General features: G+C 37.6%; 18 protein-coding genes. 6 read left to right on the top strand and 12 right to left on the bottom strand.

What is annotated here, in order from left to right; genetic code table 11:
* Positions 1 to 15: 15 nt before the first annotated feature.
* From ACTO1Y_RS02445 to ACTO1Y_RS02420, 6 genes are all read right to left on the bottom strand, one after another.
* Complete coding sequence (locus ACTO1Y_RS02445) at positions 16 to 1,038, bottom strand: glycosyltransferase (protein ID WP_441348222.1); 1,023 nt, start codon at positions 1,036 to 1,038, stop codon at positions 16 to 18.
* Positions 1,039 to 1,277: 239 nt separating this feature from the next.
* Positions 1,278 to 3,035, bottom strand: a complete 1,758-nt coding sequence (locus ACTO1Y_RS02440) for an LPXTG cell wall anchor domain-containing protein (RefSeq protein ID WP_441348221.1) — start codon at positions 3,033 to 3,035, stop codon at positions 1,278 to 1,280.
* Between the two features lie 197 nt (positions 3,036 to 3,232).
* A complete protein-coding gene (locus ACTO1Y_RS02435) occupies positions 3,233 to 3,730 on the bottom strand; it encodes a YkgJ family cysteine cluster protein (protein WP_441348220.1) in 498 nt (165 codons plus the stop codon).
* Positions 3,731 to 3,817: 87 nt separating this feature from the next.
* Positions 3,818 to 7,468 (bottom strand): helicase-exonuclease AddAB subunit AddA, encoded by a 3,651-nt coding sequence (addA, locus tag ACTO1Y_RS02430; protein ID WP_441348219.1) that lies wholly within the window; start codon positions 7,466 to 7,468, stop codon positions 3,818 to 3,820.
* A complete protein-coding gene (gene rexB / locus ACTO1Y_RS02425) occupies positions 7,465 to 10,716 on the bottom strand; it encodes an ATP-dependent nuclease subunit B (RefSeq protein ID WP_441348617.1) in 3,252 nt (1,083 codons plus the stop codon). Before rexB ends, addA begins: the two co-directional genes overlap by 4 nt.
* A gap of 130 nt (positions 10,717 to 10,846) precedes the next feature.
* Entirely contained in the window at positions 10,847 to 11,518 is a 672-nt protein-coding gene (locus ACTO1Y_RS02420) for a CPBP family intramembrane glutamic endopeptidase (protein ID WP_441348218.1), read from the bottom strand.
* Positions 11,519 to 11,706: 188 nt separating this feature from the next.
* On the opposite strand from ACTO1Y_RS02420, the gene ACTO1Y_RS02415 reads away from it, so the two are divergent.
* On the top strand, positions 11,707 to 12,516 hold the full coding sequence (locus tag ACTO1Y_RS02415) for a Cof-type HAD-IIB family hydrolase (protein ID WP_441348217.1): 810 nt from the start codon (positions 11,707 to 11,709) through the stop codon (positions 12,514 to 12,516).
* Between the two features lie 47 nt (positions 12,517 to 12,563).
* Here the strand turns inward: ACTO1Y_RS02415 and ACTO1Y_RS02410 are convergent, their stop codons facing one another.
* The 6 genes from ACTO1Y_RS02410 to glmU all read right to left on the bottom strand — a co-directional run bounded on the left by ACTO1Y_RS02410 (position 12,564) and on the right by glmU (position 18,362).
* Positions 12,564 to 12,824 (bottom strand): SemiSWEET family transporter, encoded by a 261-nt coding sequence (locus ACTO1Y_RS02410; RefSeq protein WP_006150712.1) that lies wholly within the window; start codon positions 12,822 to 12,824, stop codon positions 12,564 to 12,566.
* Between the two features lie 167 nt (positions 12,825 to 12,991).
* Complete coding sequence (pcrA, locus tag ACTO1Y_RS02405) at positions 12,992 to 15,280, bottom strand: DNA helicase PcrA (RefSeq protein ID WP_441348216.1); 2,289 nt, start codon at positions 15,278 to 15,280, stop codon at positions 12,992 to 12,994.
* A gap of 117 nt (positions 15,281 to 15,397) precedes the next feature.
* Positions 15,398 to 16,093, bottom strand: coding sequence for a 5'-methylthioadenosine/adenosylhomocysteine nucleosidase (locus ACTO1Y_RS02400; protein WP_441348215.1), 696 nt, complete (start codon positions 16,091 to 16,093; stop codon positions 15,398 to 15,400).
* A gap of 11 nt (positions 16,094 to 16,104) precedes the next feature.
* Positions 16,105 to 16,416 (bottom strand): cell wall synthase accessory phosphoprotein MacP, encoded by a 312-nt coding sequence (gene macP, locus ACTO1Y_RS02395; protein ID WP_441348214.1) that lies wholly within the window; start codon positions 16,414 to 16,416, stop codon positions 16,105 to 16,107.
* Between the two features lie 11 nt (positions 16,417 to 16,427).
* Positions 16,428 to 16,973, bottom strand: coding sequence for an NUDIX hydrolase (locus tag ACTO1Y_RS02390; RefSeq protein WP_006150703.1), 546 nt, complete (start codon positions 16,971 to 16,973; stop codon positions 16,428 to 16,430).
* 9 nt (positions 16,974 to 16,982) lie between these two features.
* Complete coding sequence (gene glmU, locus ACTO1Y_RS02385; protein WP_441348213.1) at positions 16,983 to 18,362, bottom strand: bifunctional UDP-N-acetylglucosamine diphosphorylase/glucosamine-1-phosphate N-acetyltransferase GlmU; 1,380 nt, start codon at positions 18,360 to 18,362, stop codon at positions 16,983 to 16,985.
* Between the two features lie 157 nt (positions 18,363 to 18,519).
* On the opposite strand from glmU, the gene ACTO1Y_RS02380 reads away from it, so the two are divergent.
* From ACTO1Y_RS02380 to lysS, 5 genes are all read left to right on the top strand, one after another.
* Positions 18,520 to 19,320: a glycoside hydrolase family 25 protein gene (locus ACTO1Y_RS02380; protein ID WP_441348212.1), complete on the top strand. Its 801-nt coding sequence runs from the start codon at positions 18,520 to 18,522 to the stop codon at positions 19,318 to 19,320.
* A 108-nt stretch (positions 19,321 to 19,428) separates the two neighbouring features.
* Positions 19,429 to 20,271: a DUF368 domain-containing protein gene (locus tag ACTO1Y_RS02375; protein ID WP_441348211.1), complete on the top strand. Its 843-nt coding sequence runs from the start codon at positions 19,429 to 19,431 to the stop codon at positions 20,269 to 20,271.
* Positions 20,271 to 20,756, top strand: a complete 486-nt coding sequence (locus tag ACTO1Y_RS02370) for an aminoacyl-tRNA deacylase (RefSeq protein WP_414330428.1) — start codon at positions 20,271 to 20,273, stop codon at positions 20,754 to 20,756. Before ACTO1Y_RS02375 ends, ACTO1Y_RS02370 begins: the two co-directional genes overlap by 1 nt.
* A complete protein-coding gene (locus ACTO1Y_RS02365; RefSeq protein ID WP_441348210.1) occupies positions 20,753 to 21,376 on the top strand; it encodes a histidine phosphatase family protein in 624 nt (207 codons plus the stop codon). The genes ACTO1Y_RS02370 and ACTO1Y_RS02365 overlap by 4 nt, the downstream gene beginning before the upstream one ends.
* Positions 21,377 to 21,516: 140 nt before the next feature.
* Positions 21,517 to 23,007 carry a lysine--tRNA ligase gene (lysS, locus tag ACTO1Y_RS02360; RefSeq protein WP_235083285.1) on the top strand — a complete coding sequence of 497 codons (1,491 nt, stop codon included), beginning with the start codon at positions 21,517 to 21,519 and terminating at the stop codon, positions 23,005 to 23,007.
* The last annotated feature ends 13 nt before the right edge of the window (positions 23,008 to 23,020 follow it).

Below are 23,020 nucleotides of genomic sequence, written 5' to 3'. Positions count from 1 at the left end.
TACAGTTGATGTCCTTTACTTAAAAATGAATTTCTTCTGAATGGTCCAAGAAACAGCAAAGAGAAGAATTCCAACAATAATCTTAACGATTAATAGATTCATTCCAAAGACTGCATAGAATAGACGAATAAGAAGCGTATCTAGAACAAAGAGTCCTACTGCTAGACCCAAGTATCCCATACCTGTTTTTACAAGACTATCCTCGTTTTTAAAGACTAGTTTTTTATTGGTTGAATAGTTAAAAATGGAACTGGTCACACGAGCTAGTCCGTTAGCTAGGAAAATTCGGAAACTTGTTAGCGCTGTTGGTAAAAACAAGATTGCAATAGCGTAAACGATATAGTCTACAACAAAGCTACTAAGGGATGATAAGGCAAATTTAAAGATATTTTTATAAATCATGAGCCCATCTTTTATTGGTCGGAAGTGTGAATCCTCATTATCATTGATATAGACCGTTTCGATTGGTACTTCTAAGATTTCATATTCTTTGCTTGCTTCCAGAAGCATGTTCATTTCGTATTCATAACGTTGACCTTCTATTATCAACATAAAAGGAATCAGATTTGTTGTAAAAGCACGAAGGCCTGTCTGAGTATCTGTTACTCCTACTCCTGTTTGTAATTTAAAAAGTGCTTTTGTCAAGCTATTCCCAAAACGACTACGGAGGGGAACCTTACCTGTGAAGGCACGCACACCCAAGATTAGTTTGTTAGGATTTTCAGAAGCTTTGTTAGCTGTACGGAAAATATCCCAAATCTTATGCTGACCATCGGCATCTGCTGTAACTACTGTTCCATAACTATTTTGTTCTTTGATAAATTGGAAGGCTGTTTTTAGTGCTTGCCCTTTACCTCGATTCACTTCGTGACGGAGTACCGTAGTATATTGCTCAGCTTTTTCAAAGATATTTTGACACTTTGATGAACTGCCGTCGTCGATAACTAGAATATGAAAATCACTCTTTTCGTGAATTTTTTCGATGAGTTTGATAAGTTTATTATCAGGTTGATAAGCTGGAATTACAATATAGTTCATACCGGCACTCCTTTCTTAGTAATGGTATAACTATACAGAATATCGCTTAAAGATACCTTGTATCAGTTTTCTTTAAGAAAAAGTTTAGAATAATTTAAGATTTTGAAAGAAACAAGAATGTTACTTGATAATAAATATACATGGTGTCCTTTAAATGGCTTCAAACTTTACTTAACAAATCATTCAAATAAAAAAGTCAGCCCCAAAGGGTTGACTCATGTTAAATCTTTGATTGAGACTCACTTATTATCGTGTGTCGCTTTTAATAGTGAAATTCCAAAGAATCCCATTAGAATAGCTGCGATTGTATAGAATAATTGAGAATTTGCCTCACCTGTATTTGGTAACTGTGCTTGTTCTGCTACAGATTTTGACTCTGCTTCTGTTGCTTTTTCGGAACTAAAAGACTGTATCTGTCCAGATTCAGAACTAGAACCAGGAATCGGATCTACCGTAGTTGTAGTTGTTGGCTCTACTGTTGTAATTGTTGGTTCTACTGTCGTTGTAGTTGTCGGCTCTACTGTCGTTGTAGTTGTCGGTTCTACTGTCGTTGTAGTTGTCGGCTCTACTGTCGTTGTTATGATTTCCTTTTCATATTCATAAGCAATATGAACTGTTCCATTTTTCAACGTTCCAGTTTCCGAATCAGAAGAAGTCGAGAGTCCAACAAGACGATATGTGATTCCATCAACCATTATTTTGTCAGGTCGTTCAATGTTATTATCCCCGACTTTGTATGTAACTAACTCTCCAGTTGAATCATAAATAGGAAGTTCAGAAATCTTGTTGTATGTTTCTTTTAATTTTTGGTTAGTACCTTTGATAAGATAATCTACAACTACATTACCTGTATATAAAGCCGATACATCTTGGTCAGCCATATCTTCTTTTTCAGATACATAATAAACTACATTCGTGTTTGCCCTTAGCGTAAATTTATCAACATAATTGAAAAAAGTTGATTTATCTATATTGGTATCTTCAGGAATTCTTGTCCAATCACCATTATTTGGGGTGATATAGGTATTGGGATTGGACACTGACTTGATAAGATGACCATTCCTTACATAACTTTCATCAATGGATGAAGGGTCTCCCATACCACCAATATCTCCATTATCCAAATCAACTGCTAAATGATGGTTAGAATATTCTTCTAAGTTTTGAGATCCGGTTTCATAACTCTGAACACCACCTTCTTGACTAGATTTCCAAATCATTCTGGCATCAATTGGTAAGTATTTTATTTTCTTTGCTTCATCAATTGGAACTGTAACTTCTACTTTGTAAGCTTGACTCTTATCAAAATTGGTAAACAAACCATAAGATTCAACTTTGCCATCTGTCATATATCCATATTCGTAGTTGCTAGTATTGACTACATAAGGTGTTTTCCCAGATTCCAGTTCTTCAGAAGTCGGTGTATTAAAGGTTTCTCGATCATAATTTTCTGTATCATCAAAGCCAATCTCTTTCATTGGAGCATTGACATTGATAGGTTTGCCCTTTGCGTCTCGTGTACCAATAAGAGTAAATTTTACCGTAGCATCCTTAATCTTAGGAATTCGAATCAAAAGATCATTTACTGTCTGTCCATGAGTGCTAGAACTTATCCTCTGATAGGCAACTGTATAGCTATAAGTGACACTTTTCCCATCGGCACTTACAGTAGCATTTTGCCCCTCTACATTAACCTGACCACCATTAGAAATGATATTGTCATTCTTTAAAATTTCAGTACTTGTAGTGTTTTCATCAGTTGCCGAAGTAGAAAAATTTGCTGTTTCATTAGATCCATTCCCTTGTGTTTCTGTAACACTATCTACATGCGGAATTGCATTCTCAGAGTTGTTTGAATTCAAATTTGCACTTGGAGATTCAAGAATGGCACTATTAGTGTCACCAACTTGTTCATCTGCTTTAGCATTAGTTTGGATATAAGAATTTAATACGAAGACTGAAAGAGATGCTATACCGAATTTTAATAATTTATTCATGATTAAGGACTCCTACTTATAATATAATATCAGTTAATAAAATTAGACTCATAGTCTAAAAAAATCATCCTTTATTATAAATAAAAAAGATTAAGATTGCAACAAATTATATAAATTCCTTCTTTAAAGAACATTTTACCTATAATCTATATCCAAGAAAAATTCCACCAAATTCTATCTAGTGGAGGTTTTTTCTTTTATTCTATTTTTTCTCTTAACTTCTCGACAAAAAGATAGGCTGCTGGACAGGTTAGAGTATTTTTGATTGTGAGGTTGTTGATTTGGTAGATTTTCTTTCGGTCAGTATGTGGAAATTCTCTACAAGCCTTGGGACGAACATCATAGATAGAACACAGATTATCGCCACCTAGAAATGGACAAGGCATAGATTTAAAAACCTTATCTCCATCTTCATCAACTTGTAAGAATTCGGCTTCGAAGGCAGGAAGTTTCATCTTAAAATACTTAGCAATGCGTGTGATATCAGCTTCTTTAAAGTCGGGACCAAGAGTTTTACAACAGTTAGCACAAGCTGTACAATCAATCTCTTCAAAAACCTCTTGGTGAATCTCAAGAGCAATTTTATCTAAATTTTTTGGTGCTTTTTTCTTCAAATTTCCAAGAAACTTACGGTGTTCCTTTTGTTTATGCAATGCTAATTGATGATAATATTCAATATCGATTTCTTTTGGCATAAATTCTTTTACATCCTTTTCTGAAACTAGTATACCATAACTGAAAACAAATAAAAACTACTGCCAAAAAGCAATAGTTTTAATAGGTTAGTTAACCTCGACTACTTCTACAGTATCCTTGCCAAGTAAAATTAGGTGTTTCTCAATTCTATCTATCTGATAAGAACGAGATAGAGCCTCAGCATATAATTCTAATTGACCACGATAACGTTCAATCAGTTGACTAGCGTAATCGTATCGGTCTGTCTTATAGTCAATTAGAACAATCTTATCATTATAAAGCAAATAACCATCTAAAATACCACGGACAACAAAGTCTTCCTGACTCTTAGCATCTCTTTTTAACATAGAGAAGGGTTGTTCTCGATAAAGTTTATCTTGATTTTTAAGAATCTCTTGACCAAGAGCTGTATCAAAGAAAGACAAGATTTTATTAAGATTAACTTTATCTTTAACAGCAGGGCTTGCTTGCACTTGCTCTAAAGCCTCTGTCAAAATCTCTAAAGTAGGTTCCTTGACAAGATTAATTCGCTGCATGAGTTCGTGAGTTGCACTACCAATCTCAGCTCCTGTAGCCTTTTCAGTTTTTGAAAAATCTGGAAGCTCAAACTGAACAGTAGTCTCTTTTGGTTTACTTTGACCAGCTACTACAACTCCTTCCATATCCATGATCGGTTCATAGAACTTTTTAATCTGACTCGGTGTCTGAACACTTGGAAGATTGATTGCTGCACGGTGGATTTCGTTATACACTTCCACTTCTTTCAGCATTTGTAGAGCTTCCCTGATGGTTTCTGACTGGCGGTTGTCTGCTTGGGATAGGTCTTGAAGTTGACTTTTATGTTCCAATTCTCCGATAGCTTCTTTGGTTAGGTCTTCTTCACCTTCAAAGCGTACACTAAAGTGTAAATCCTCTTTAGAAAATGCTTGATAGATGGCCCAAATCCAATCCTGGAAATTTTGAGCATCTAGTCTCGTTTCTCGAGTCAAAAGACCTTTTCCATTTGTCGGATATTCTTTAGACTCTAATTTTTCACGTGATCCTTTTCCGACCAGATAGAGTTTCTTCTCAGCACGTGTCATGGCTACATAGAGCAAACGCATGAGTTCAGAATAACTTGCTAATTGGAGTTCTTCCTCATTTTGCGTATATGTTAAGCTTGGGATAGATAACTTAATCGTAGCTGGAACATATTTCTCTTTTGCATTTGTAGCGACTCTAGCTACATAATTTAACCCAATTCCATTTGTTCGACTGAGGATAACCTCAGACATAGTATCCTTCTTGTTGAATTTTTGATCAATATTGAGGATAAAGACATAAGGAAATTCAAGCCCTTTACTCTTATGAATACTCATAAGTTCTACTGCATCCTTAGGTGGTGCTACAGCAACATTGGCAAGATCATGCTGGGCTTCCAAGACTTGGTCAATCATTCGAATAAAACGGGATAATCCCTTGTAATTACTCTTTTCAAACTGATCAGCTCTTAGAGCAAGGGCGTAGAGATTTGCCTGTCTGGCCTGTCCATTTGGCAACGCACCGACATAGTCATAGTAAAAGCGGTCGCTATAGATTTTCCAAATGAGGTCATAAAGAGAATGTGTTTTGGAATACAAGCGCCAACCCTGGACTGTTTCCATGAAAAATTCTAATTTTTTATGGAGTTCAGACTTAATTAAATCCTTATGAAGACTAGTTTTCGCTTGAGCATTGACTAGTTTCTCATAAAAGTTCTCTTGAACTTTATCTTCAGATTTTTGGAGAGCGAGACGAGCCAACTCATCCTCATCAAAGCTAAACATTGGAGATTTCATTAGAGCAACCAAAGCAAAGTCTTGAAGAGGGTTGTGGATGACACGAAGAGTATCCAACATAACCTGGACTTCTAGGGATTGCAAATAGTTTGCTTGAGCACCGTCTGTCTTGACAGGAATACCATATTCAGACAAGGCGAGCAGAACTTGATCATTACGACTTCGACTAGCAGTTAAGAGAGCCATGTCCTTGAAAGGTACACCCTTATCATTATGAAGGTGAATTATCTCCTTAAGCACCATCCGCATTTCACCAGTCAGTTTGTTAGTTGCAAGGTCCTCCTCATCATCAGAATCGCTATCATCATCCTTATCGTACAAGAGAACTTCTGCCTTGTTTTCTGGATTTGATTGAATATCAGTATTTCCAAAAACAAGCTGGTGCATACCGTCATAAGATATCTCTCCAACTTCCTCGTCCATGAGGTGTTTAAAGACATCGTTCGTAGCATCAAGAACCTCTGAACCGCTCCGGAAGTTTTCCTTAAGTAGAATTAACTGACCTTCTTTGTCATCTTGAGCGAAGCTGTGGAATTTTTCATTGAAGATTTGGGGATCTGCCTGTCTAAAACGATAAATTGACTGCTTAATGTCACCCACCATAAAACGATTATGACCGTTTGAGAGGAGTTCTAGCATTCTTTCCTGGATGTGGTTGGTATCCTGATATTCATCGACCATGACTTCGTGGAAGCGTTCCTGATACTCTTGTCGAACCTGTTGGAAGTTTTCCAAAATCTCAATGGTATAGTGGCTAATATCAGCAAATTCGAAGGCATTTTCTTCGCGTTTTCGTTGTCGATAGGCATCAACAAAATCTCTCATGAACACTTGGAATGTCTTTGCCAAGTCCCAGGACTCTTGATGATAATCTTCTTGGAATTTTAGTAAAGTGATTTGATCATTGAGTGCAATCAGCTTCTCAAATTTTGCTTTTCTCTCTTGGTTGTAGGTTTCTTTCAAGTCTTGCAGTTCGGCCTTACGACTAGCATTTGTAAGAGCACGACCTCCCTTATCCTTAGAGATACTAACAACTCGCTCTAAAACTTCTTGGTATTGTTCAAAAGTAGATTCATGAGTTAAAGAACCGATTTCATCAAGAACTTGTTGGACAGATTCTAAATAAGCTGCTTTACCAAATTCCTTGGCATCATTATCCAAATGGTAACGGAAAAAGCTTTCTAAATCCCAGAGTTTCTCCCTTATATCGTCTACAAGTTTTTCTTTAGCAACTGTAAAATCAGCCTTTTCAAAACCTTTTAGGAAAGATTCCTCTAGCCAAGCCTGAGGATTGCTAGTAGATTGCAAAAAATCATAAATCATATAGACCTGTTTACGTAGTCCACGCGCATCTTTACTCCTACCAGCAAAGTTCTTGACCAATCGACTAAAATCATCTTTCTCCTTGTCTTGGTAATGACTTTCAAAAACTTGTCGAAAAACCTCATTTTTTAAGAGAAGTTGTTCACTTTCGTTCTGAAGGATACGAAAGTTTGGAGCAAGATCTAGTAGATATCCATGCTTGGCCATGAATTTTTGGGTAAATGAGTCCATGGTTCCAATTGCAGCATTGGGTAAATCGGCTAATTGTCTACCAAGATGTTTTTTTAGTTCCACATCTTGCGTTTCTTGGATCTGTTGGCTGATTTTCTTTTCCAAGCGTTCTTTTAACTCGGTTGCTGCCTTAACGGTAAAGGTAGAGATAAAGAGTTGGCGAATTTCTACACCACGCGCTAGTTGGTCAAGAATACGTTCAGCCATGACAAAGGTTTTCCCCGAACCAGCAGAAGCTGAGACTAGAATATTTTGACCAGAACTATAGATTGCTTGAATTTGTTCAGCTGTTTTCTTAGGTTTCTTGTTAGACTGAGCTTCTGCTATTTGTAACTCTTTAATCTCTTCTTGAGATAAAAATTTCATCGCTCCAACTCCTCTCTGATTTTATTAAACCATGCTTCCTTGTCATTGCTCTTAGCTACCTTATCTAACAATCTAGCCTGACCTAGATGATAATTAGCTTCAAAACCTGTAATAGACTGATATTGCTGAACATAGGGCGCAATGCTTCTACCGTTTTCTGTATATGGATTGATAGCAAATTGACCAGATAAAATCTTCTCTGCTGCCTTTTTGTAGATAAGGGCATTATAGTCTAGTAATAATTGGAATTCTTCATCAGATAATTGATACGTCTTATTTTTATTGTAAAACTCTCCAAGGTGTTGCATCTCTTTTTCGAGAAAGAGACCTTGGTATTTCATGCTCTTATTGGTTTCAGTTACTGCCTTTGAAAGAGTTTTAACAGTTTGTAATGACTGAGTTGGTTCAGACATTTCTAAGTACATAGCTCCAAAGAAGTCTTTATTTCCTTCTTTCTTAAGAGCAGCCAAGTATGTTGGCAATTGTGAGTTTAGACCGTTAAAAAAGAGAGGAAAGTTAAATTGAGTTAGAGAAGATTTGTAGTCTACAACACCAATAGCATCTGATGTTTTCAAACGGTCAATACGATCGACCTTCCCACGAACATAAATATTACGACCATTATCTAACTGTACAAAAGCTTGTTCCTTGCCACCAAAAACAGCCTCCTCTTGAATTGTTTCGACATCAGCATTGTGACGAAGAATATGTCCAGTAGCGCGTGCCACATCTAAGAGAACTTCCTTAGCAAATTGAGATTCTAAACTTTCTTGATAAATAGCTTGAAAGTCTCTTTCTTGACTAGTTTCAGAGATGGCCTGTTCTAAACGTCGGTCAAAGGATGTATCAGCAGGAAGTTTCATTGCACGTTCAAAAATACGGTGCAAGAAATTCCCGTGACTTCTAGCGTCAGGTTTCAATCGCAATTCTTCCTGTAAACCCAATACATATCGGAGGTAATAGCTGTATTCATTTCGATAGAATTCTGTTAGACCAGATGTTGATAGATAAAAATCTTGCTTCTGAGGATATAAAGCTTCCAGTGTATCACTAGCTAAAGTTTTACTTTTTGGACTTGTTGGTAAAACTGGATTTTCTAAACCTTGGTCTTCCAACTTTTTCCCCATGACACGAGCCAGAACTTTTATAAAAGTTAAGTCTTCATCACTTGAAGTTGATTCACCTTGTTGGTGATAGGCAATGAGACTAGACAAAAGACTGTGATAAGAACCGATATCATCTTTCGATAGATTTTTTCTGTCGATTTTCTTTTCGATTTTGCTAAATCCTAAGTTCTGCAATTCCTTCAAATATATTGACTCTTCACTCTCGTCTTCATTGAATAAACTTGGAGCTGACAAAACTAACTGTTTACGAGCAGAGTTAACCAGAGAAAGCATAGTATAACGATTCTTTTTAAGATTTTCCTGGCTAGCAATCATCAATTGTGAACCTTCTTGAGTCACTTGATTCAAGGTTTCTCTTTCTTCATCGCTCAACAAACTGTTATTTTGAGTGATTTTTGGCAAGTTGTTCTGACTTAAACCAAGCGCATAGATATAATCGGATGTCAACGGTGAAATTAAATCATAACTCTGCACCAGAACAGTATCTACTGTTGCTGGAATTGTACGGTAATTTGACAAAGACATACCCGAAAGAAGAAGTGCCAAGAAATCATCTAAAGTGACCTGAGAACCTTCAAACACGGTTGCAAATTGCTCCATGACATGACAAAAAGCCTTCCAGACTTCTTCTTGTCTTTCTTGTTCAGATACCTCCAATGTTTCTGTTAAGACTTGTAACTGCTCGGTCAAATGAGCTTCCTTCAAAAAGTTGTTCCATTTAGCAAGAAGATTTTCAGCCTTTTGCTTGCGACTTCCTAGTAAATTTTCTAAAGGTGTAATGATACGAAGTCGAAATTCATTTAATTTTTCTAGATCAAACTTTCCGTGATGTGACTTTGTAAACTCTTGTTTAAAATTAGAAAGACCATCAATCCCCAGATAGCGAAGATATTGTTCAAAGCTATCAATTTCCTCTTGACTAAGGTCCGTATACAAGTTAGTTCGTAGGAGATTAATCAAATCTTCCTGACGGAAATTGTATCGTTTCAAACGTCCGATGGATTCTACAAATTGCGTTAAAGGATGATGAGCCATGGACTCACTCTTGCCCAGATAAAATGGAATCTGATACTGATTAAATATTGTCTGCAAAGACAGTTTATATGACTCTACATCTCCTAGCAGGATTCGAAAATTCTTATAACTAAGTTCTGAATCTTGATGCAATTTCTGGCGAATACTACGAGCTACTAACTCCAACTCTTCTTTTTGTGTTAGACAAGACCAGATTTGCAAGTCCTTTCTATCTTCGTCATTCACGTCTAAATTAATTTCGGAATAATCATAAGCACTTTCTAGAAGCCTTGAGGCTTTAGCAAAGGCATCAAGATTTCCGTGTTCTTGACATGCATCTTCGGCCTTGGTCTGATATTTAAAGGCTAAATGACGTAGAAATTCAACACTAGCTTGATAGAGATTCCCTTCACTAAAAGGGCTATTGTAGGCTTTCTTAGTCGCATATACACCAATGATAATTTCAACACCCTTACGATGAAGCAAATCCACTAGGTGTTCTTCTTCTGAAGAGAAACGAGTAAAACCATCAATAACTAAGGCAATCTGGCTAAAATCACTACTTACTTTGTTTACTTCGATAGCATTGATCAGATATGATAATTGACTCCCTTGCGAAACTTGACCTTGATTGAGATAAGCTGTTACCTTTTCAAAAATCATGAGTAAATCAGAACGTTTATCAGCGTCAGATAGACTTTCTAAATCCAAAAAGCTCATCTTTGCAGTTGTCATTTCATGGTAAATCTCAATCAGTTGTTGGATGAATTGAGGATCTTGCTTAATAGCCCCATAAACACGCAAATCCTTAGCATCTATCTCAGACAAACATTTATAGAAAGCCATACCCAGACCAATATCATCGAGACTAGACTTTGCTGGTATATCGTTTAAAACCAGATAACGAGCCATTTGAGCAAAGCGCGTGACTGTAATCGCAAAAGAAGCCTGCTGACTCAAGCACTCCAGCACGGCACGTTCCTTTTCAAAAGAAAGAGAGTTAGGGGCAATATAAAAGACACGTTTACCTTGGTCAACTAGTCCTTGAGCCTCCTTGGTTAGGATTTCTGTCAAAGAAGTCCGAGTATCGGTATAAAGTAGTTTCATCTCTGCCTCATTTGTTTTTGTCATTACCTTTTATTATATCATTTTTTAAGTCAAAACAGATTGATATAAAGCCCTAATTTTAACCTGTCCCATATCAAAAAAGTCGGAATAAACTCCGACTTTTTATTATTTACCTACCAGAAAACAAGAGTACCCATAATTCCCAAAATGCAGTAATGTTGATCATGATGTGAAGTAAAATAGGATAATAGAGAGAGTGAGTTTTTCGGTAGAGGAATGCTACAATCGCTCCTCCGCTTGCATAGGTGAAAAAGGCAAGTGGTGTTATACCATCAGAAACATGCACATAGCCAAAGACACAGGCTGATAGTAAAACATCTCCATACCAAGGTGGATCCTTCAAAAATGTATTCATGAGAACTCCTCGATAAACCAATTCTTCTGTAATTGGTCCTAGCAGACAAGTAATAAGCAATAAATATAGTAACTCTTGTCTCCCTGTCATCTCAACTAATTCATTTAAAGCCATTTGATTGGACGTTGCTGGGGTTAAAAAGGAAAACACAATACCTGAAAGATGATTGACTCCATAAGCAAGAAGCAAATAAACTGGATATCTCCATTTCCACTTCAACTCAAGAATTTTCCTACCTTCGAATACTAGTAAATAAAGAATAGCTAGAAAAGTAACGCTAAACTCTAAAAAAGAAAGAATTTGAAAAAATTCTCTACTAGCAGGCACAAGTCTACCTGCAAAATGATTAAAAATCCACCAAAACCATGTCTTCCTATAAATGATTACCAATAAGGCTAGTAAAACCTGTACTGTTCTTCTTTTCATGATAAGACCTCTGCTTTTTTATACTTTACTCTATAATATTAATATTAAATGCTCGCAAATTTAGTATATCATATTTTTGTTATCTATCTAGTAAAAATCCTAAAAAGAAATAGCATTTTTCCTTACTTTAGCCTTATTTGTCTAAAATATGCTATAATATAGGCAAAACACGTAAAAAGGTAAATACTATGATTAAATTACTTGCCCTAGATATGGATGGTACTCTTCTCAACGAAGCCAAGGAAATTCCTCAGGCTCATATTGATGCTATTCATAAGGCTATCGAAAAAGGTGTCAAACTGGTCCTCTGTACTGGTCGTCCTCTCTTTGGAGTTCTTCCCTACTATAAAAAACTAGGTCTTGATTTGCAGAATGAATACGTTATTGTCAACAATGGTTGTTCTACCCACCAAACTAGTGACTGGGGCCTTGTTGACTGGCGAGAACTTAGCAAATCAGACATCGAATACCTGAATGACCTTGCTGAAAAGAGTAAGGTCCAGTTGACTCTCTTTGACGAGGAACACTACTTCGTTCTCGGAGGTAAACCGAATCCTATCGTTCAATATGATGCGACACTTGTCTTTGCTGATCTGACTGAAATCTCACTGGAAGAAGCTACTAGTGGTAAGTATCGTATGTTCCAAGGCATGTTCCTAGGCACAAAAGAACAAACGGATGACTTTGAACAACGTTTTGCTGAAGAACTTTGTCAGAGATTTAGCGGAGTTCGTTCTCAACCTGTTATCTATGAGGCAATGCCACTCGGTACAACCAAGGCTTCAGCACTTTCTCGTTTGGCTGAGATTTTGGATATCCAACCTTCTGAAATCATGGCAATGGGTGATGCCAATAACGACATTGAGATGTTGGAGTTTGCAGGGTTAGGGATTGCTATGGGAAATGCCAGCGACTACGTCAAATCTCTCGCGGATGCCGTAACAACTAGCAACGAAGAAGAGGGCGTTGCACGCGCTATTGAAAAATATATTTTGTAAACAAATAAAAGCAACCAGCAGAACATTCTGCTAGTTGCTTTTTATTTTTAAAATAAAGCTGTCAAAGCTGTGATAATCCCAAAAACAATACCTGGTGCATTAGCTGCTGCCAAAGGAATATCACGTTCTTTTTTAAAGAGTCCGTAGTAAACCCAAAGACTGCAGTTAATTGCAGCTACTGCTGGCTGGATAAAGTTTCCCTTTTGACCTGCAAGGTTGTTCATAATTTGTGGAATATATGAGATATACATCATAACAGACATAAAGGTTGCAATCCAACCCAACGTTTTCATTTGCTTTTCAGTCATTTTCTTCTCCTTTCGACTTAGAACCACTGTATTATACACTATTTTTCAAAACCATGTAAGCAAAAATTTCCATTGTTATGAAAACGTAAATTATCACAATCTTGTGATAAGAGAATCAAAAAATACCCTCTTGCTATTTCAAGAGGGTATTTTATTCGTTTAGAAACTTACTTTTTCGAAATTGGTGCTACGCTGGCTAAGAGTTTTTTGAGACCAACCTCTGGAAAATTGATTTTCAATTCTTGAGTGGATCCACTGCCTGAAACTTCCAGCACAGTTCCTTCACCCCATTTTTTATGAAGGGCAATATCCCCAACAGACCAGTTTGTATCACTAGAATCTTGCTTATTCCCAGCCGCAAATTGTCCAAATGGTAAACCACTTGATTGGATTGATGTAGGAGCAACATTCCGTTTTCGTTCTTGAAGCGCCTGAGCCAAACTCATTCCTTTACCAAATGCTGTTCCTCCGCCACTATAAGACGCTTTAAAACTCGTATTAGCTGGACGTGCTAATCCTTGATAGGTCAACAAATCTGAACTAATCTCATTGATAAAGCGCGTGGGACGATTGTAACTAGTACGTCCGAATAGCAAGCGAGAGCTTGCATTGGTCAGATAAAGAATTTTCTCAGCTCGCGTGATTCCTACATAAGCCAAACGACGTTCTTCTTCTAATTCATCTGGATCTTCAGTAGCGCGACTGAGTGGGAAGACATTTTCCTCCATACCAATGATAAAGACAACAGGAAACTCAAGCCCTTTGGCCGCGTGAAGAGTCATCAAGGTTACTTCAGATGTCTCTTGGCTACCAGAGTCCGTATCTGCTATCAAAGCCAAGTCGTTCAGGAATCGACTAAGTTTATCTAGTCCTGTTTCCTCTTCGTCACTTTCAGGATCATCATCGAAGTTTTTCGTAACAGAGAGGAACTCCTCGATATTTTCAACCCGAGCCTTACTTTCCAAGGTTGCTTGGGCCTTAAGTAAATCAACGTAACCTGTTCTTTCTATTACTGCTTCTACCAACTCAGTGATTGTCAATCGGTCCAGTTGTTCACGCAAATCAAGAATCATATTAGCGAAGTCCCAAATAGATTGTGCAGCTTTCCCCTTGATACCAGACAACATGATATTTGCAGAGGCATCTAACATAGACATTTCTTGCATGTTCGCAAAGTCACGAATCTTCTCAACAGTTCCTGGGCCAATACCACGTTTTGGTTCATTGATAATTCGTTCGAAACTGATATTGTCACTCAAATTAGCAATAAGATTGAGGTAAGCAATAATATCACGAATTTCCTTACGACTGTAGAATTTCGTTCCACCAACCATTGTATACGGAATATTTGACTTAAGCAAAGCTTCCTCAATAGTACGTGACTGGGCATTAGTACGATAAAGAACTGCAAAGTCTTTATGTAGGAAGTTGTGGCTACGTCCAAGTTCATCAATGGTTTTGGCTACAAAAACAGCCTCATCCTGTTCGTCATTTGCACGATAGTAAATAATCTGCTCTCCATCAGCATTTTGAGTCCAAAGGTTTTTAGGACGACGATTTTTATTGTTTTTAATGACGTCGTTAGCTGCTTGGAGAATGGTTTTGGTTGACCGGTAATTCTCCTCTAACAAAACAACCTTGGCATCTGGATAATCTTTTTCAAAATCGAGGATATTCTGCATATCAGCGCCACGCCAACCGTAGATAGACTGGTCGGCATCTCCAACAACACAGATATTTTTGAAGCGTGAAGCCAAAAGTTTGACTAGTTGATACTGGGCATGGTTGGTATCTTGGTACTCATCAACATGAATATATTGGAACTTTTGCTGATAGTAAGTCAAGACATCAGGATTTTGATCAAAAAGTCTCAGCGTCAACATGATCAAATCATCAAAGTCTACTGATTCAGATTGACGAAGCTCCTTTTGGTATGCAGTATAACATTTAGCCACAATATCAGTATACAAATCTCCAGCTTGAGCAGCATAAGCCACATCATCAATCAGGTCATTCTTAGCATTAGAAATAGTTCCTAAAATAGAACGTTCATTCCATTTTTTAGGATCTAAGTTTAATTGTTTTAAGATACGCTTCATCAGTGTTCGTTGCTCACCTGGATCGATGATTGTAAAATTACGATTATAGCCAATATGATCTGCATCCCGACGTAAGATACGAACACACATAGAGTGAAAAGTCGCAATCAAACAATCCTGGGTAGCTGGATTCAAACCATAGGCACGCTCCTTCATTTCACGAGCGGCCTTATTGGTAAAGGTAATAGCTAGGATATTCCATGGATTGACCATCTTTTCATCAATCAAGTAAGCAATACGATGGGTTAAAACTCGTGTTTTACCAGAACCAGCCCCTGCCATGATTAGCAGTGGACCTTCTGTAGTCTGTACCGCTTCTGCTTGGCGGTCATTCATACCGTTTAATAAAGGGTTCATTTTCTCTTCCTATTCTTCAAATCAATGTTTCTATTATATCAAAAAAGACGGAAAATAACTCGGACTTGGACGAGCTTATTTTACAAAAAAAGAACACCAAGCAGTGTTCTTTGTATTTTAATCATGAATTGATTCTAAGAGTGTCAAGAGTGCTTGTGCTGAGCGACGTCCAGCTTCTACGATAAATTCATCAAAAGAAATAGAAGCTTCATGGTTAGCATTATCACTCATGGCACGAACAACCAAGAATGGTAGTTCCAAGGCATGTGCTGCCTGAGCAATAGCTGCTCCTTCCATCTCTACTGCAAGAACCTGAGGAAAATTTTCTTTTATCATTACAATCTTATCATCACCAGCTACAAAACTGTCTCCAGTCGCAATCAAACCTAAATGCCAATTTTGATCAAGTTTAGACAAGCTCTCTTGAATCAAAGTAACAAACTTTTTGTCTGATTCAAAGTAAAGTGGTTGTTGGGCCATTTGACCGTATTCATAACCAAAAGCAGTCACATCAACATCGTGGTAGGCTAGTTTTTCAGCAATCACTACATCTCCTACTGAGATACCTTCAGCAAGGGCACCCGCTGAACCCGTATTGATGACAGCATCCACTTTAAAGTGATCAGCTAAGATTGCGACACTCATGGCAGCCATGACTTTTCCAATACCACTCTCCACTAATACAAGCTCAACAGCCCCAATCCTTCCAGTGTGATAAGTATTGCCCAGAACCTTTTCTTGACTGGCATTCTCCAAGTGTTGAATCAGGTAGGCAAGTTCTTCTGGCATCGCTGCAATAATACCGATTTTCATGACATCCCCCATTAAATAAATCTCATTGCTAAAACTAGCAAAATCAAGAGAAGAATAACAGCAAATAGAATCTTATTCAGTTTTGAGTTAAAGACATTTCTCTTGGTATTTTCGATTCGACGACTCTTATGGATTTGAGGTTCAACCTCAATCGTTAGAGTATCTTCACTAAATCCATGGTCACTTGAACGTGAAGCTCTATAATGTTGAGATGAAGTAGATAATATCTTTGTCTCTTGATCATCCACTAAAGTAGGACCAGAGATGTCTTCACCGCGATTAGCGCGTTCAATAATTTCGTCTGTTAATAAAGGTTTTCCCATGGGTTCCTCCTCTATTTTTCTTGTAATTCCCAGTACTGGATGGCCATGATAGTTTTGGCATCACAAATATCACCAGACTGGATGAGTTGTTTTGCTTGTTCAAGGCTAACTTCTAGTAATTCTAAAGTTTCATCTTCATCTTGTGGACGTGGATTTTCGACTTTGGATAGGTTGCTTGCCAAGTACAGTTTCAATCTTTCATTACAAAATCCAATAGCTGAATAGAAATCATATAAAAGAGTCAAATCCCCTGTGTAGGCTGCTTCTTCTTCTAATTCACGAAGAGCTGCTGCTTCTGGATCTGCATTTTCACCGACTTCTAATTTTCCAGCAGGAATTTCGTAAGAAACTTTTTCAATTGCCTTGCGATATTGCTTCACTAAGACAATCTTGTTTTCTTGAGTAACTGCAAGAACACATACTGCACCGTTATGGAAAATCAAATCGCGTTGAGCCGTCCCTTTTCCTGAAGGAAGTTCAACCTGGTCTTGAACCAATTGGAAAATAGGACCTTTATAGATTTCTTTTCGACTAATCGTCTTCTCTTCAAATTCCATGGTTAGCTCCTATTTGTTTTTAGGATGGTGAGGAAGGCGAGTAGCGTACTCATCCTTATTGACTTGACGACTTCGCCCGATGGCAATAGCGTCAGCAGGCACATCTTTAGTAATTGTTGAACCTGCACCAACAAGAGAGTTATCCCCTAGTTCTACTGGAGCGATAATCGTTGAATTTGATCCGACAAAGACATTGTTACCGATGACAGTTTTAAACTTGTGTTGACCATCGTAATTCACAGTGATTGTTCCAGCACCAAAATTGACATCACTTCCAACTTCACAGTTTCCAATATAAGTCAAATGACCCGCTTTAGTATTTTCACCAATTGAAGAACCTTTTACTTCGACAAAGTTTCCGATATGAACATCTTTTGCCAAGCTAGAACCTGGACGAATATGAGCGTAAGGGCCAACTGTAGCACCATCTGCAACACTACTTTCCTCAATCATCGAATTAGTAATCACTGCCCCTGATCCGATAGTACTATCAACAATATATGTTCCATTTGTCAAAACAGTCTCTGAACCAATCTTACTAGAACCTTTGAGGGTTACATTTGCTTCAATTTGAACATCTGGAGCAATCTCAACATCAACATCAATATAAGTCGCATCTGGATTTACAAAACTAACACCATTGACCATGTGAGCTTGGTTAATACGACGACGCATAACAGTTTCTGCTGTAGCTAGTGCCACACGGTCATTTACACCGAGACTTTCATCAAAGTCTTTCAGAGTATAAGCTCCAACTTTCTCACCGGCTTCACGGAAAATACCAATTACATCAGTAATATAGTATTCACCTTGTGCGTTGTTCGTATTGATATTCTTAAGAGCCTCAAACAGACGAGCATTATCAAAAACATAAGTTCCTGTATTAATTTCTTTGATTTGTTTTTCAAAGTCAGTCGCGTCTTTTTGTTCAACAATACGGAGCACTTCGGCGTTGTCATTACGAACAATACGTCCATAACCAAATGGGTCGTCAGCTTCTGCAGTTAAGATTGTAGCTACATTCTTGTGGTTTACATGGAAATCAATCAAGTTCTTTAGACTTTCACCCGTGATTAATGGTGTATCACCTGCAATAACCAATGTTTGTCCAGAAAGACCCTCAAGAATTGGCTCAGCCATCATTACTGCATGACCAGTTCCCAATTGCTCAGACTGTCTCACAAAATCAGTTTGACCAGCTAACACTTGCTCAACCAACTCTGCTTTATGTCCAACAACTGTAACAGTCTTTTCTGGGTCAATTGCACCTACACTACGAAAAACATGCTCAAGCATTGAAATTCCCGCAACCTTGTGCATAACCTTCGGTAAATCTGATTTCATACGGGTACCCTTACCCGCTGCTAAAATAATTGCATAATTTGCCATATTTTTCTCTTTTCTATAGAATTTCCATTACATTATACCATATTTTACCTCTTCAAAGATAAAATTGTATAAAACAAATGGAGACTTATTGCTTCAAACTGCTAGTTTTGAGTGTTTTTTTTGATTTTTTAACATATTTACGATAAACTAGAGAGGTATGAGAAAAAAAATTCGTCCAGCTTGTATAGTTATTATATTTGCTGCTTTTATAGGACTCTTGATTCTCAATCGTCCACGATTCGAAGAACACCCTGTAAAAACTAAACAAAATCCAGTACAAATAGAAACACAAGCTCTACATAACTTGGATAAGCCTATCATCGATATCTCTGGCTGGCAAAGACCTTCAGAAATCAACTATGATATTTTATCTCAAAACATCTCTGGTGCGATTGTTCGAGTTCACGGAGGAAACCAGATCACTACTGAGAACGATGCATCTTATACAAATGGAATAGATAAAGCTTATAAAAGTCATATTTCAGAGTTTCAAAAACGAAATATCCCAGTTGCTGTATATGCATACGTTTCTGGAAAAAGTGTAGAGGAAATGGAAAAAGCAGCTGAATCATTTTATAATTCAGCCTCGCCTTATAACCCTAGTTACTATTGGTTAGATGTCGAAGAAAAAACCATGTCTGATATGAACAAAGGGGTTGAAGCTTTCCGTGCTAAACTAGAATCACTTGGTGCTAAAAACATCGGTATCTATATTGGTGTTTACTTCATGCAAGAACATAGCATCAGTACAGATAAATTTTCTGCTATTTGGATTCCTTCTTATGGACTTGACTCAGGTTACTTTGAAAGTTCACCAAATACAGAACTTGACTTTGACCTTCACCAATATACCTCAAAAGGAAAAATAGTAGGATTTGAACATCATTTAGACTTAAACATCATTTCCTTATCAAAAGATAAGGAAGAGACATTTAGAAAGTTATTCTTAAAACCTTAAATGTAATTAGCAAGTTAGACATTACTTCTGCTTGCTTTTTTTATTTCTCTTACTTTGTGTTATAATACTAGAAGAGTTTTTAATGAAAATAATGTACGGAGAGAGTTTATGTTATCTTGGATTTCAAAAATTATTAAGGGAATTGTTATTGCGCTAGGCTTTATTTTACCAGGAATTTCTGGAGGTGTTCTAGCAGCAATCTTGGGTATTTACGAGAGAATGATTCGATTCTTAGCTCACCCATTTAAAAATTTTAAAGAAGATGTTCTTTATTTTTTACCAGTTGCAATTGGGATGTTACTAGGTATTGGACTATTTTCATATCCTATTGAATATCTCCTTGAACACTATCAGGTTTATGTATTATGGAGCTTTGCGGGTGCCATTATTGGAACGGTCCCAAGTCTTGTAAGGGAAGCTACTAAGGACTCCGAAAGAGATAAGATAGATATGATTTGGTTTTGGGCAACCTTCATCATTTCAGGGATTGGACTTTATGCTTTAAACTTTGTAGTAGGTTCACTAAATGCAAGTTTTACAAGCTTTATCTTAGCTGGTGCCCTTCTTGCTTTAGGAGTTTTAGTCCCAGGATTAAGTCCTTCAAACCTTCTCTTAATTTTAGGACTGTATAGTCCAATGTTGACCGGTTTCAAGACTTTTGATTTAATCGGAACTTTTCTTCCAATCGCAATTGGAGCTGGAGCAACTTTGATTATTTTCTCAAAATTAATGGATTATGCTCTTCGTGTCTACCACTCTCGTGTCTATCACTTTATCATTGGGATCGTCCTTTCAAGCACTCTCCTGATTTTGATTCCAAATACTGGCAATGCTGAAAGCATCAGCTATAGAGGCTTATCTCTTGTTTCCTATGTCATTATCGCCTTCTTCTTCGCCCTTGGCATTTGGTTAGGGATTTGGATGAGTCAATTGGAGGATAAGTACAAATAATGGCAAAAAAAACTAAAGTAAAAAAGACCTTAGTCGAGCAAATATTAGCTAAGGCAGGTGTTGAACACCAAGGGATTCAAATCAATGCTTTAGAGGGAGAGCTTCCTTCTGAGTATGAGAGAAGTCACATTTTTAAAACATTAGCTCTTTTAGGGGACAAGACTGGTCCAGTTATTGGGATTGTTCCTATTACTGAACATCTTTCTGAAAAGAAATTAGCAAAGATTTCTGGTAATAAAAAAGTGAGTATGATTCCGCAAAAGGATTTAGAAAAAACAACTGGATATATCCATGGTGCAAATAACCCTGTCGGTATCCGTCAAAAACACAACTACCCTATTTATATTGATGAAAGGGCATTGGAATTGGAAAAAATGATTGTTTCTGCTGGAGAAGTCGGACACAGCATCATCATTACTCCACAAGATTTGGCAAACTTTGTTAAAGCGAACTTTGTAGATATTTTGGAGGAAAACAAGTTATGAAACTTTACTTTGTTCGTCATGGTCGAACAGTCTGGAATCTAGAAGGTCGCTTTCAAGGTGCAGGTGGAGATTCCCCACTTCTTCCTGAATCCATTGAGACTTTAAAGGAACTAGGCCAATATCTTAAAGATATTTCATTCGACAAGATTTATTCAAGTGATTTACCGAGAGCTGTTAAATCAGCTGAAATTATCCAAAGCCAACTGACAAACCCATGTCCTTTGGAAAGTGTTCCCGAGCTAAGAGAATGGCACCTTGGAAAACTAGAAGGGTTAAAAATTGCTACTTTAAACGCAATCTACCCTCAGCAAATTCAAGCCTTTAAAACGAACTTAGCTAAGTTTGATACAAGTATGTTTGAAGCTGAATCACTCTACAGCACAACTCAACGCACCATTCAATTTATTAAATCTTTGAAAAACACGAAGACAGAACAACTATTACTGGTTGGCCACGGAGCAAATCTTACTGCAAGTCTTCGAACACTTTTAGGATTTAATGAAGCGCATCTTCGTAATAATGGTGGTTTGGCCAATGCAAGTCTAACAATTATAGAGACCGACGACTTCGAAAAATTTACTCTTAAGACTTGGAACGATACTTCTTATCAAAAAAAATAATTGAACTTGATCAATTACGTCAAGTTCTTTTTAGTTTTTATAGAATATCCGTGAATTTCTTGACTTTTTATGATAAAATGGGAGTATCGTGAAAAATTGATTTATTATTTCAAAATTTGATTAAAAACTAGGAGGAACCCATGTCAACAGAACATATGGAAGAATTGAATGACCAACAGATCGTTCGCCGTGAAAAAATGGCTGCGCTCCGTGAACAAGGAATTGATCCATTCGGGAAACGTTTTGAACGTACTGCTAACTCTCAAGAACTAAAAGATAAATTTGCTGACCTTGATAAAGAACAACTACACGAATTAAACGAAACTGCTACTATCGCTGGACGTTTGGTAACAAAACGCGGTAAGGGTAAGGTTGGTTTTGCTCACCTCCAAGACCGCGAAGGACAAATCCAAATCTACGTTCGTAAAGATGCTGTCGGTGAAGAAAACTACGAAATCTTTAAGAAAGCTGACCTTGGTGACTTCCTAGGTGTTGAAGGTGAAGTGATGCGTACGGATATGGGAGAACTCTCTATCAAGGCTACTCACATCACACACTTGTCTAAAGCCCTTCGTCCCCTTCCAGAGAAATTCCACGGACTTTCAGACGTTGAAACAATCTACCGTAAACGTTACCTTGATTTGATTTCTAACCGTGAAAGCTTTGATCGCTTCGTCACACGTTCAAAAATCATTTCTGAAATTCGTCGCTACCTCGATGCTCAAGGTTTCCTTGAAGTCGAAACACCTGTTCTTCACAACGAAGCTGGTGGTGCTGCTGCTCGCCCATTCATCACACACCACAATGCACAAAACATCGACATGGTACTTCGTATCGCGACTGAGCTTCACTTGAAACGCCTTATCGTTGGTGGTATGGAACGTGTGTATGAGATTGGTCGTATCTTCCGTAACGAAGGAATGGATGCTACACATAACCCTGAGTTCACTTCTATCGAGGTTTATCAAGCTTATGCAGACTTCCACGATATCATGGACTTGACTGAAGGTATTATCCAACACGTAGCTAAAGCTGTTAAAGGTGACGGTCCAGTTATCTATCAAGGAACTGAAATCAAAATCAATGAACCATTTAAACGTGTACACATGGTTGATGCAATCAAGGAAATTACTGGTGTTGATTTCTGGAAAGATATGACTTTCGAAGAAGCTAAAGCTATCGCAGCTGAGAAGAAAGTTCCAGTTGAAAAACACTACACAGAAGTTGGTCACATCATCAATGCCTTCTTTGAAGAATTTGTTGAAGAAACATTGATTCAACCAACATTTGTATACGGTCACCCAGTAGCTGTATCACCACTTGCTAAGAAAAATCCTGAAGATGAGCGCTTTACAGATCGTTTCGAGCTCTTCATCATGACTAAAGAATACGGAAATGCCTTTACTGAGTTGAATGATCCAATCGATCAACTTAGCCGTTTCGAAGCCCAAGCTAAAGCTAAAGAACTTGGTGACGATGAAGCAACAGGCATTGACTATGACTACATCGAAGCCCTTGAATACGGTATGCCGCCAACAGGTGGTTTGGGAATCGGTATCGACCGTCTCTGCATGCTCCTCACAGATACTACTACTATCCGTGATGTATTGCTCTTCCCAACTATGAAATAAAAACAAAACTCCT

It is taken from the genome of Streptococcus sp. V728, from assembly GCF_052077995.1.
In the GTDB taxonomy this organism is placed as follows: Bacteria; Bacillota; Bacilli; order Lactobacillales; family Streptococcaceae; genus Streptococcus; species Streptococcus infantis_B.
This window is presented reverse-complemented; position numbering and strand designations above follow the sequence as displayed.

What these genes read in the sequence shown, in the direction of transcription:
- ACTO1Y_RS02410 (WP_006150712.1), bottom strand. Translation starts at nt 12,824, where the DNA reads ATGACTGAAAAGCAAATGAAAACGTTGGGTTGGATTGCAACCTTTATG.
- macP (WP_441348214.1), bottom strand. Translation starts at nt 16,416, where the DNA reads ATGGGAAAACCTTTATTAACAGACGAAATTATTGAACGCGCTAATCGC.
- ACTO1Y_RS02420 (WP_441348218.1), bottom strand. Translation starts at nt 11,518, where the DNA reads ATGAAAAGAAGAACAGTACAGGTTTTACTAGCCTTATTGGTAATCATT.
- ACTO1Y_RS02440 (WP_441348221.1), bottom strand. Translation starts at nt 3,035, where the DNA reads ATGAATAAATTATTAAAATTCGGTATAGCATCTCTTTCAGTCTTCGTA.
- ACTO1Y_RS02370 (WP_414330428.1), top strand. Translation starts at nt 20,271, where the DNA reads ATGGCAAAAAAAACTAAAGTAAAAAAGACCTTAGTCGAGCAAATATTA.
- ACTO1Y_RS02435 (WP_441348220.1), bottom strand. Translation starts at nt 3,730, where the DNA reads ATGCCAAAAGAAATCGATATTGAATATTATCATCAATTAGCATTGCAT.
- ACTO1Y_RS02365 (WP_441348210.1), top strand. Translation starts at nt 20,753, where the DNA reads ATGAAACTTTACTTTGTTCGTCATGGTCGAACAGTCTGGAATCTAGAA.
- ACTO1Y_RS02390 (WP_006150703.1), bottom strand. Translation starts at nt 16,973, where the DNA reads ATGGAATTTGAAGAGAAGACGATTAGTCGAAAAGAAATCTATAAAGGT.
- rexB (WP_441348617.1), bottom strand. Translation starts at nt 10,716, where the DNA reads ATGAAACTACTTTATACCGATACTCGGACTTCTTTGACAGAAATCCTA.
- ACTO1Y_RS02400 (WP_441348215.1), bottom strand. Translation starts at nt 16,093, where the DNA reads ATGAAAATCGGTATTATTGCAGCGATGCCAGAAGAACTTGCCTACCTG.
- addA (WP_441348219.1), bottom strand. Translation starts at nt 7,468, where the DNA reads ATGAAATTTTTATCTCAAGAAGAGATTAAAGAGTTACAAATAGCAGAA.
- pcrA (WP_441348216.1), bottom strand. Translation starts at nt 15,280, where the DNA reads ATGAACCCTTTATTAAACGGTATGAATGACCGCCAAGCAGAAGCGGTA.
- ACTO1Y_RS02375 (WP_441348211.1), top strand. Translation starts at nt 19,429, where the DNA reads ATGTTATCTTGGATTTCAAAAATTATTAAGGGAATTGTTATTGCGCTA.
- ACTO1Y_RS02380 (WP_441348212.1), top strand. Translation starts at nt 18,520, where the DNA reads ATGAGAAAAAAAATTCGTCCAGCTTGTATAGTTATTATATTTGCTGCT.
- ACTO1Y_RS02445 (WP_441348222.1), bottom strand. Translation starts at nt 1,038, where the DNA reads ATGAACTATATTGTAATTCCAGCTTATCAACCTGATAATAAACTTATC.
- glmU (WP_441348213.1), bottom strand. Translation starts at nt 18,362, where the DNA reads ATGGCAAATTATGCAATTATTTTAGCAGCGGGTAAGGGTACCCGTATG.
- lysS (WP_235083285.1), top strand. Translation starts at nt 21,517, where the DNA reads ATGTCAACAGAACATATGGAAGAATTGAATGACCAACAGATCGTTCGC.
- ACTO1Y_RS02415 (WP_441348217.1), top strand. Translation starts at nt 11,707, where the DNA reads ATGATTAAATTACTTGCCCTAGATATGGATGGTACTCTTCTCAACGAA.